Raw genomic sequence first — 8,101 nt, 5'->3', positions numbered from 1 at the left:
TCTCCAGAGACCAGAGCCTTATGATGTAAAGAAAAAGAAACCCACGTCTCAAAAGACGGGGTTTCTCGACAATCTGAGGATGATAAAATGCTTTTAAGCATTTTATCATCCTTTGTGTATACCGGCGAGAGGACTCGAACCTCCATGGTTTCCCACTCGATACCGAATGCAATCTTGATAATACCTTGTTTGATGAAGTAAAAATTTTAGAATACTTGTACAACTTCTTTAATATCATCAATTTCCTCAAGAATTGCGCGCTCAATAGCAACCTTTAACGTAATCGTAGCACTTGGGCAACCATTGCAAGCTCCCAAAAATCTTAATTTTGCTATACCGTTCTCAACCTCGACCAGTTCAGCATCTCCACCGTCACGCAGTAAGAAAGGACGTAGTTTGAGAAGAACTTCCGATACTTCATCGAATAAAACTCCATTTTCATCCATTATGTCAACTCCTCCCATTGTTTTACCAACCGTCAATTCAGACCTTTTTTCACCCTAGATCGTCTGAGTGATCCTTTGCTTTTTGCCTAAGAGTGGCCTCTTGATCCGAAAGTTCCCTTATAAGCGTATAAATAGAGTCTAAAGGTATCATCACACCACAACTTGCGCTCAATCCTGACAGCATATAGAAGCAGAACTGAAGTTTTCGTATCTCTCGGGTAATTTGAGCTAGTTCTGAATCGTCCGAATTATTTTTCTTCATTACTAGCACCTCGCACTTCTTTAAAGAATGATAAAGGTTTGATCTATTAAATTAATGAATCAACCGATGCTTCCTTCCATCTCAAATTGAATCAACCGATTCATTTCAACGGCATATTCCATTGGCAATTCTTTGGTAAACGGTTCAATAAAGCCCATTACAATCATTTGTGTAGCATCTTGTTCTGTAAGCCCGCGGCTCATTAAGTAAAACAATTGTTCCTCGGACACTTTGGATACTGTTGCCTCGTGCTCCAAAGTAATCTGATCGTTTTTAATTTCATTGTACGGAATCGTATCTGAGGTTGACATGTTGTCCAATATCAACGTATCGCACTTAATATTGGACTTGGACCCTGCGGAATCGCGGCTGAAGCTGGACAACCCTCGGTAGTTTACTTTTCCGCCCTGCTTGCTGATGGATTTGGATATAATCGTAGATGTTGTCTCGGGAGCAAGGTGAATTACCTTCGCGCCAGCATCTTGATGCTGATCTTTACCGGCTACGGCAATAGACAGGATGGACCCCTTGGCTCCCCGTCCTTTCAATAATACTGCCGGATACTTCATTGTTACCTTGGAGCCGATGTTGCCGTCCACCCATTCCATTGTGGCATTTTCTTCTGCCACAGCCCTTTGGGTTACCAAGTTGTAGATATTAGGAGCCCAATTCTGAATGGTCGTGTAACGGACACGGGAATCTTTCCGGCAAATAATTTCAATAACTCCACTATGCAGAGAACTGGTACTATAAATAGGTGCTGTACATCCTTCAACATAATGGACAAAGCTGCCCTCTTCGGCAATAATTAATGTCCGCTCGAATTGACCCATATTTTCAGAATTAATACGGAAATAACCTTGTATAGGAACCTCGCACTGAACACCCTTCGGAATGTATACAAAGCTACCGCCTGACCAAACCGCACTATTAAGCGCCGCAAATTTATTGTCGGCGGGAGGGATGATCGTCCCAAAATGTTGCTTAAACACTTCGGGATATTGCTTTAATGCACTATCCGTATCAAGAAAAATAACGCCCTGATCCTCCAGTTCTTTCCGCATGCTGTGATAAACTACTTCCGACTCATATTGAGCGGATACGCCCGCCAGGAACTTTTGCTCCGCTTCAGGGATTCCCAGCTTGTCAAAGGTTGCTTTGATCTCGGAAGGAACCTCCTCCCAGGTCTTTCCCTGTTTTTCAGAAGGGCGAACGTAATACTGGATGTCATCAAGATTTAGCCCGGTCAAATCCGCTCCCCATTCAGGCATCGGCATTTTGTAGAATTGATTCAAAGCTTTCAACCGAAAATTGAGCATCCACTCCGGCTCTTCCTTGATCCGGGAAATTTCCCGGACAATCTCTTCCGTCAGACCTTTTCCAGATTGAAAAATAGACTGGTGCTTGTCGCGAAACCCATATTTATATTCGCCCATATCTGGTGCTTTTTTAGCCATTAGTATCACTCCTTTTTAACCTTTCAAGATTCATTTTGATTTGCTATGATCTGCCGAGCTTGCTTTCCACTAAATCTTTTAGGCGACTGCGAACACCTTCCAGCGGGATCTCCGAAATGACAGGAGCGAGAAATCCGAAAATAACAAGATGTTCGGCTTCACTCCGTGATATCCCGCGCGACATCAGATAATAGATTTGCTCTGCATTTACTTGCCCCACGGATGCAGCATGACCCGCGGTTACATCATCCTCATCTATCAGCAGGATCGGATTGGCATCGCCGCGAGCTTTAGGACTTAGCATAAGCACGCGTTCTGTTTGCTGACCATCACAATGGGTTGCACCTTTTTCAATTTTTGTAATGCCGTTGATAATGGCCGTAGCTTCTTCAAGCATGACTGCACGCGTAATCATCTGGCTTACCGAGCTTCTGCCAAAATGCTGAGCTTGAGTTGTATAGCTCGATTTTTGATTGCCAGTGCCAATAGCAATCACCTTATTGTCGGAGACCGCCCCGTTGCCTTGTAGCAAAGTCTTGGTATCGCTGGCGGTATAACCATTGTTCATCTCACCGATAATCCATTCCACACCCCCATCAGCAAGAACGACCGCCCGTCGCTGGGTGAAATCTGTTGTAGTTGCAGCAAGCTGATGAACCGAAGCTACTTGCACCTTTGAGCCCGCCCCCGCGAAGACCTCCGTCACACCGTTATGCAATACCTTGACATCATCACCACTCGATACACAATTATCCACATAAGTGATCTTGCTGTTGCTTCCTGCCACAATTAAGACGTGAGGAGCAAAACACACACCGCTTGTATCGTTAAGAAAGATCGCTTGAATAGGTGCTTCAACCTCTACACCGTCTGGGACATATAGAAAAACGCCACCACTCCATAAGGCACTGTGTGCAGCAGATAAACGATGTTCTTCTGGCTTTACTGCCTGAAAGAGATAACGTTGAACCAGCTCCTCATACTCTTTTGCCGCAGTATGCAGATCCGTTAAAATGACTCCCTGGGCGGCTAAGCTCTCGGACAATTTCGTATACACTACATCCGAGTTGAACTGAACGATTAGTCCGCCTTTCACCGGAGAAGCAACCAAACCTCGAACAACCTCCGGCGCTTCCTCCAAACTAGACCACGCATTCTCAGCTTTGTAATCTCCACTTTCGTAGATATCCCATTTTTCGAGATTGATTTTCTCCACTTTAGGCAACTCCAGCGTCCCTGCCAGTTCGAGTGCGTGAACGCGGCGTTCAATCAGCCAACGAGGTTCATTCTTAGCGCTTGACCATGCGCGTAAATCGTCCACATTCATTGAAACTCTAGCTTGTATATCCACGTGCTGTTCCTCCTCTCCGGCTTTTAAGCTTCCCTTACCGTCTCATCCGTAATCCCAAGTTCCTCCTTCACCCAATCGTACCCTTCAGCCTCCAAACGGTGTGCAAGCTCCGGACCGCCAGATTTAACTATCCGGCCTTGCATCATGACATGCACAAAATCCGGGGTAATATAATTCAACAGTCGTTGATAATGGGTGATGATTAAAAAGCCTCTATCCGGGCTGCGCATCTCATTTACGCCATTGGCCACAATACGCAGTGCATCAATATCAAGCCCTGAGTCCACTTCATCCAGGATCACAAACTTGGGTTCAAGTAGCATCATTTGCAAAATCTCATTCCGCTTTTTTTCACCGCCAGAGAATCCCTCATTCAAATAACGATGCACAAATTCCGGGTTCATCTCCAGCCCCTTCATTTTGCTCTCCATTTCACGGATAAAACGGATTAAGGATATCTCATCGCCTTCTTCACGCCGTGCATTGATGGCACTTCTGAGAAAGTCCGAGTTGGTCACGCCAGCAATTTCACTTGGGTATTGCATAGCGAGGAACAAGCCTGCCTGTGCACGCTCATCCACCTCCATCTCCAAAAGGTCTTCATTGTCCAATGTCACCTTACCGCCAGTAACCTCATATTTGGGATGGCCCATTAAAGCTGAAGCCAATGTACTTTTTCCCGTCCCATTAGGCCCCATAATCGCATGAATCTCTCCGCCATGAATCTCCAGTGTGAGCCCTTTTAAAATTTCTTTCCCTTCAATCTTGGATCTTAATTCCTCAATCTTTAATGTCGTCATTTATCGTAAACTTCCCTTCGGAGTATTCTTCGGCACGAGCCACCAAATCACTCATAAATTTTCCAATAGTCTGCAGCTCAACCTCTGAATAGGATTCAATGAATTGGTAAAACCTTTCTTCTTTTTCTTTGTGCAGTTCTTTATGCAAATGATAAACGTGTCTTCCCTTATCCGTTAAACTAAAGTAAATCTCCTTACGATTGCTGTTCAGTTGACTTCTCATAATGAAGCCCATTTCCAGCAGCTTTGCACTAATTTTAGTAATGCTAGCTTTGGACAACCCCATCTTCTCCACAATCCCGGTATGATTTATCGGTTCATAATCACCAATGCAATCAATAACGTGTACACTAGTAATATTGTTAGAGAGCATGTCAATCTCGTACTTTCTGGCCTGTTGCCGAAACGAGTTAAATTCTTGTTCAGTATACAGCTCATTCAGATGTAGCATTTTAATATATTGCTCGTAAAGATGACCTTTAAAATTATTTTGAAACTCCAATTTCCCAATCTCCCCTCTCTTGTAGTAGTTGCAGACCAAGTTCAGTATCACCATTAGATTATTTTTTGTTCACTAGTGAACAAAATCATATTAACACAATTGATATTGATAATCAATATCAATTGTGTTAAATGTGACGCCAATTTTGGAGGCGCTTTTCATGGGTTTGTTGTCATTGTCATCGGCCTCATGCTGTGTTTTGACTAGGGTACGTCCCGGAAATGGTTTTGCCTACCTCTGATCAATCCTGCTTTGCGGGGGTTGAACAATGGAACCAATTCGGCAGCACCCGGATGGATCTGGTAACCGAAGCCAAGTCCAATACCGTTGCCTATGAACGTCATGGTACAGCTGCCACAGACCGGGGGCGCTACCGTAAAAAGAGGACAAAGGTGGTGCTTGGCCGAGCTGTTTTAAAGCCGTATCGCCGCGTTTGAGTACGCTATCGTGAGCATGTATGGCAATGAATAATCCGTCAGTTACCTGTGTCTGGATATGTTATGGGGCCAAAGAGTATACCAAAAACTGTGGTTTTTGCTGGTGAATCCGAACAGGCGATGCTCCATTCTAGCCAGCACCGATCTGACACTGGAGGCGACTTAGATCATCGAACTTTATACCACCCGGTTCAAAATCAAATGCACCTTCTGGGCGCTAAACCAATCCATCGGCGGATTCAGCTACCACTTTTGTAGCAAATCCATTCCGAAGCTCAATCGGTTTTTGAAAAAGGATCGGGTTCACCCTCTAGAGTTATTGGAAGAGGGAAAAGCGCAACGGGACATTCGCCTAACTGTAAAGATGAGAATGGTAAACGATAACCAAAATGGATCCCTACGGGGCTTAAGATAAAAGGAACCAAGAAAAGAGCCGAAATCTTGCTTCAGGAAGCCAGGAAGAATTATCATATGGAAGGACAAGCACTCGCGGTTGAAAATGAAGATATGCTGTAAGAGTAAAAGCGGCTACTCCATCCGGTAATAGCAAAAGGCTGTTCGCAGACTTTATGCTTCAATGGCTAGAGATGATGAAAAACAGTATCAGGCTTATCTCCTATATCTCCTATTCCGACACTGTAAAAGGCAGCGTAGATCCTTTTTCCGAGAGATAGGGATGTATTGCTTGATGATTTAACTACAGAGGATTTTCAGACCTTGTATACCCATGAAATGAATGTGCAAGGTGTCAGCGCCAATACCGTTATTCATTACCACGCGAACATTTGCAGAGCCCTTCAGTATGCCGTGAAAATAAAGCTGATTGTGGCGAATCTCCCTGAATTAGTTGAAAGCCCAAAAAAGAACAATTACGTCGTGAGCTTCTACAATGCCGAGGAGCTGAATCAACTCCTCGCAGTAATCCGAGGCGAAAGAATTGAGCTTTCCGTGATCCTGACTGCCTTTTATGGGCTAAGCCAAACGAGGTCGTAGGATTAAAATGGTCGGCTATTGATTTATTGAATTGGACTATTAATATTAAACATACCGCCACATCGGGCAATTTGAATGGATATATTGAAATTGAAAAGGACCGACCGAACCAAGAATAAAGCCAGTCGCCGTATACTGCCACTGGTGGACACGTTCTATGAGCTTCTGATCCGTATGAAGGAATAACAGGAATCCTATCGCTTATCTTCTGACAATTCTTATTGTCTTGAATACCTGGATTATATTTATGTAGATGTATTAGGGGTAAGCATGAAAGAAGTTCAGGAATGGCCGGGTCACAGTGATTACGCAATAATAGCCAATATTTATTCGCATTTGGAATACAACTCGAAAGTATCTTCAGCTCAAACAATGAGTGAGGTACTAAAACTCGAAAAAAAAAAGCTCATTAGAAAATGTCTCTAATGAACTCTTTTAGTTAATACCGGCGAGAGGACTCGAACCTCCACGGTTTCCCACTCGATTTTGAGTCGAGCGCGTCTGCCATTCCGCCACGCCGGCATATTTAATTATGGAGGCGCCACCCAGATTTGAACTGGGGAATAAAGCTTTTGCAGAGCTTTGCCTTACCACTTGGCTATGGCGCCAGAGTATAACAAAGCGGACGACGGGAATCGAACCCGCGACCCTCGCCTTGGCAAGGCGATGCTCTACCGCTGAGCCACGTCCGCATAAAGATGGCTGGGGATATAGGATTTGAACCTATGCATGACGGAGTCAAAGTCCGTTGCCTTACCGCTTGGCTAATCCCCAATAAGTAAAGGGCGGCCGATGGGGCTTGAACCCACGAATGCCGGAGTCACAGTCCGGTGCGTTAACCACTTCGCCACGACCGCCGCAAGTAATGAATGATTGGCAGGGGCAGCAGGAATTGAACCCACACCAACGGTTTTGGAGACCGTTGTTCTACCTTTAAACTATGCCCCTATAAAACTGGTGGAGGATGATGGATTCGAACCACCGAACCCGTAAGGGAGCAGATTTACAGTCTGATGCGTTTGGCCACTTCGCTAATCCTCCAAAAATGGTGCCGGCGAGAGGACTTGAACCCCCAACCTACTGATTACAAGTCAGTTGCTCTACCAGTTGAGCTACACCGGCACATAAAATATTCAATTAAAAGTGGCTCGGGACGGAATCGAACCGCCGACACGAGGATTTTCAGTCCTCTGCTCTACCGACTGAGCTACCGAGCCTTAGAATAAGGCTCTTCATTACACGTTATAATACTAATGGCGGAACTGACGGGATTCGAACCCGCGATCTCCTGCGTGACAGGCAGGCATGTTAGGCCTCTACACCACAGTTCCATAATAACTTTTAATTGGTTGCGGGGGCAGGATTTGAACCTGCGACCTTCGGGTTATGAGCCCGACGAGCTACCGAACTGCTCCACCCCGCGACAGTAATAAATATTTACTTTTCAAATGGTGGAGGCTGAGGGGCTCGAACCCCCGACCCTCTGCTTGTAAGGCAGATGCTCTCCCAGCTGAGCTAAGCCTCCACAATTAAGCACTTCTCATATTATACCATAATGAACTTTTTATTGCAAGCCCTTTTATGATATTTTTATGACCCGTAGGGGATTCGAACCCCTGTTACCTCCGTGAAAGGGAGGTGTCTTAACCCCTTGACCAACGGGCCATGCAATAAAATAATTCTGGCGGAGAGAGAGGGATTCGAACCCTCGAGACGCTTTTGGCGCCTACACGATTTCCAATCGTGCTCCTTCGGCCAACTCGGACACCTCTCCATATGGCTCCCCGAACAGGACTCGAACCTGTGACAACTCGATTAACAGTCGAGTGCTCTACCAACTGAGCTATCAGGGA

At 45.1% G+C, this 8,101-nt stretch carries 7 protein-coding genes and 15 tRNA genes; 2 read left to right on the top strand and 20 right to left on the bottom strand.

The features are described 5' to 3' along the window. Positions 1–206 precede the first annotated feature (206 nt). The 5 genes from ACL9RM_RS26185 to ACL9RM_RS26165 all read right to left on the bottom strand — a co-directional run bounded on the left by ACL9RM_RS26185 (position 207) and on the right by ACL9RM_RS26165 (position 4,818). The gene (locus tag ACL9RM_RS26185) at positions 207–446 is read right to left on the bottom strand and encodes a NifU family protein (protein WP_013373004.1); all 240 of its coding nucleotides are present in this window, start codon (positions 444–446) and stop codon (positions 207–209) included. Positions 447–767: 321 nt separating this feature from the next. Further along, entirely contained in the window at positions 768–2,165 is a 1,398-nt protein-coding gene (sufB, locus tag ACL9RM_RS26180) for a Fe-S cluster assembly protein SufB (RefSeq protein WP_023990245.1), read from the bottom strand. Between the two features lie 43 nt (positions 2,166–2,208). Next, complete coding sequence (sufD, locus tag ACL9RM_RS26175) at positions 2,209–3,516, bottom strand: Fe-S cluster assembly protein SufD (protein WP_414126682.1); 1,308 nt, start codon at positions 3,514–3,516, stop codon at positions 2,209–2,211. A gap of 23 nt (positions 3,517–3,539) precedes the next feature. Further along, positions 3,540–4,316 (bottom strand): Fe-S cluster assembly ATPase SufC, encoded by a 777-nt coding sequence (sufC, locus tag ACL9RM_RS26170; RefSeq protein ID WP_023990247.1) that lies wholly within the window; start codon positions 4,314–4,316, stop codon positions 3,540–3,542. After that, positions 4,297–4,818 carry a MarR family transcriptional regulator gene (locus ACL9RM_RS26165; protein ID WP_250266659.1) on the bottom strand — a complete coding sequence of 174 codons (522 nt, stop codon included), beginning with the start codon at positions 4,816–4,818 and terminating at the stop codon, positions 4,297–4,299. The genes sufC and ACL9RM_RS26165 overlap by 20 nt, the downstream gene beginning before the upstream one ends. Positions 4,819–5,111: 293 nt before the next feature. Here ACL9RM_RS26165 and ACL9RM_RS26160 point away from each other — a divergent pair, with 293 nt between their 5' ends. Further along, positions 5,112–5,255 (top strand): hypothetical protein, encoded by a 144-nt coding sequence (locus tag ACL9RM_RS26160; RefSeq protein ID WP_422759429.1) that lies wholly within the window; start codon positions 5,112–5,114, stop codon positions 5,253–5,255. A gap of 681 nt (positions 5,256–5,936) precedes the next feature. Then, entirely contained in the window at positions 5,937–6,248 is a 312-nt protein-coding gene (locus ACL9RM_RS26155; RefSeq protein ID WP_250266661.1) for a hypothetical protein, read from the top strand. Positions 6,249–6,691: 443 nt separating this feature from the next. Here the strand turns inward: ACL9RM_RS26155 and ACL9RM_RS26150 are convergent. The 15 genes from ACL9RM_RS26150 to ACL9RM_RS26080 all read right to left on the bottom strand — a co-directional run bounded on the left by ACL9RM_RS26150 (position 6,692) and on the right by ACL9RM_RS26080 (position 8,101). After that, positions 6,692–6,770 (bottom strand) — tRNA-Leu (locus tag ACL9RM_RS26150). Between the two features lie 11 nt (positions 6,771–6,781). Next, positions 6,782–6,856 (bottom strand) — tRNA-Cys (locus ACL9RM_RS26145). A 12-nt stretch (positions 6,857–6,868) separates the two neighbouring features. Further along, positions 6,869–6,940: transfer RNA gene (locus tag ACL9RM_RS26140), tRNA-Gly, on the bottom strand. A gap of 7 nt (positions 6,941–6,947) precedes the next feature. Then, positions 6,948–7,022 (bottom strand) — tRNA-Gln (locus ACL9RM_RS26135). A gap of 10 nt (positions 7,023–7,032) precedes the next feature. Continuing rightward, positions 7,033–7,105 (bottom strand) — tRNA-His (locus tag ACL9RM_RS26130). Positions 7,106–7,122: 17 nt separating this feature from the next. Continuing rightward, positions 7,123–7,196: transfer RNA gene (locus tag ACL9RM_RS26125), tRNA-Trp, on the bottom strand. Positions 7,197–7,203: 7 nt separating this feature from the next. Beyond that, positions 7,204–7,289: transfer RNA gene (locus tag ACL9RM_RS26120), tRNA-Tyr, on the bottom strand. A gap of 5 nt (positions 7,290–7,294) precedes the next feature. Beyond that, positions 7,295–7,370 (bottom strand) — tRNA-Thr (locus ACL9RM_RS26115). A gap of 22 nt (positions 7,371–7,392) precedes the next feature. Further along, positions 7,393–7,465 (bottom strand) — tRNA-Phe (locus ACL9RM_RS26110). Positions 7,466–7,502: 37 nt separating this feature from the next. Beyond that, positions 7,503–7,579: transfer RNA gene (locus tag ACL9RM_RS26105), tRNA-Asp, on the bottom strand. Between the two features lie 15 nt (positions 7,580–7,594). Continuing rightward, positions 7,595–7,671 (bottom strand) — tRNA-Met (locus ACL9RM_RS26100). Between the two features lie 26 nt (positions 7,672–7,697). Further along, positions 7,698–7,773: transfer RNA gene (locus tag ACL9RM_RS26095), tRNA-Val, on the bottom strand. A 68-nt stretch (positions 7,774–7,841) separates the two neighbouring features. Further along, a tRNA-Glu gene (locus ACL9RM_RS26090) sits at positions 7,842–7,913 on the bottom strand. A 17-nt stretch (positions 7,914–7,930) separates the two neighbouring features. Beyond that, positions 7,931–8,022 (bottom strand) — tRNA-Ser (locus ACL9RM_RS26085). Between the two features lie 3 nt (positions 8,023–8,025). Continuing rightward, positions 8,026–8,101, bottom strand: a tRNA-Asn gene (locus ACL9RM_RS26080).

Source organism: Paenibacillus sp. S29, assembly GCF_049319765.1.
GTDB classification, from domain to species: domain Bacteria; phylum Bacillota; class Bacilli; order Paenibacillales; family Paenibacillaceae; genus Paenibacillus; species Paenibacillus polymyxa_B.
Note: the sequence above shows the minus strand (reverse complement) of the source record. Positions and strands in the feature narration are given on the sequence as shown.

Coding starts and splice junctions, on each gene's coding strand:
- ACL9RM_RS26185 (WP_013373004.1), bottom strand. CDS start 446: ATGGATGAAAATGGAGTTTTATTCGATGAAGTATCGGAAGTTCTTCTC.
- sufC (WP_023990247.1), bottom strand. CDS start 4,316: ATGACGACATTAAAGATTGAGGAATTAAGATCCAAGATTGAAGGGAAA.
- sufB (WP_023990245.1), bottom strand. CDS start 2,165: ATGGCTAAAAAAGCACCAGATATGGGCGAATATAAATATGGGTTTCGC.
- ACL9RM_RS26160 (WP_422759429.1), top strand. CDS start 5,112: ATGGATCTGGTAACCGAAGCCAAGTCCAATACCGTTGCCTATGAACGT.